The 1,278-nt window shown below is 44.5% G+C and carries 2 protein-coding genes; both read left to right on the top strand.

Going from position 1 to position 1,278, the window contains the following annotated elements:
* A partial coding sequence (locus HMPREF2794_RS29195; RefSeq protein ID WP_032599930.1) for a hypothetical protein occupies window positions 1-216 on the top strand: 216 nt, incomplete at its 5' end.
* A gap of 355 nt (window positions 217-571) precedes the next feature.
* Window positions 572-1,278, top strand: a 707-nt coding sequence (locus HMPREF2794_RS00005; RefSeq protein ID WP_220395787.1) for a plasmid recombination protein, incomplete at its 3' end; no start/stop codon positions are given.

Genomic DNA, 1,278 nt, shown 5'->3' with positions numbered 1-1,278 from the left:
GGGGGGGGGATAGATAAAGTTCCTCTATGTAAAGTTATAATGGGGGATGAAAGGCAAGGTTCGCTAACCTTACCCCGATTGTTTATGCTTCCCAGCATTCAATCTATCCCCGTTTATGGGTTTCTCTTTCACCCTACAAAGATAACCTCATGGGGGAAAAATGTCCAAGAATATGGGGTAAAAACTATCAAGTCGGTAGAAAATAAGTATCTTTGAAGTACATTTTTAGTAGAGGTACTGGTATGCCTAGACGAAGCAGATAGGCAAAAATAAAGCCGCTGGAGATGTCGGATGTCCGTCAATTAACTCCAGCGGCTTGTATTTTGGTAACTCTCCCGTATCGGTCGGCTACCGTTTGGTCAGCAACAAAGGTAGTACTTTATTGTCGCAAATCCAAATGTTTTCCCCTTTATTTGTGCATTTACAGAACATTTGCTAACTTCGCACCTATGCAGTATGGTGATAGCACACTAGCACCCTAAAGGGTGCGTGTGTAAGGGGACAAGCCCCCTTAACCCCCTGTCAGCCGGCTGTCACCGGCTGTTATCGATTGTCACAAAAATGTTAACTTATGGGAGCAACAAGTATTCATGTACAAGCAGTGAAGCCGGGGAGTGAGATTCACAACTTTAGGGAAAAAGAGTTGGACTATGTTCGTCCCGAACTTAGTCATTTGAATGAAAGCTGGGTTGGAGATAGCATCTCCCATCGGCTGGAAAGTGCGAAACAAAGATATCTCGATACGGTTGGGCAGAAGATGCAGGCTAAAGCCGCACCCATACGAGAGGGAGTAATAGTAATCAAACAAGAAACCACCATGCAGGAACTCCAGCAGTTTGCCACGGTCTGCAAAGAACGTTTCGGTATCGAAGCATTTCAAATCCATATACACAAGGACGAAGGATACATGAACGCAAAGCAATGGACACCTAACCTTCATGCCCATGTAGTTTTCGATTGGACGCAGCCGAATGGGAAAAGTGTGCGTTTATCGCGTGATGACATGGCAGAACTCCAAACCATAGCATCTGAAACACTGGGCATGGAACGTGGCGTTTCTTCTGACCGCAAACACTTATCGGCTATGCAGTACAAGACCGAATGTGCGAAAGAACAGCTTCAGGAACTATCAAACGATATATCCAGTGCATTAGACAAACACAAGGACGTACAAAACCAGCTTCTTCAGCTTCAGAAAGAACTACGTTCCATTGAAACAAAGAAGAACGTCCAAAAACTCATTTCTAAGGCTTCAGAGAAGTTTTACGGCTTGATTGG

The organism is Bacteroides sp. HMSC067B03, assembly GCF_001811315.1.
Classification (GTDB): domain Bacteria; phylum Bacteroidota; class Bacteroidia; order Bacteroidales; family Bacteroidaceae; genus Bacteroides; species Bacteroides faecis.
This window is presented reverse-complemented; position numbering and strand designations above follow the sequence as displayed.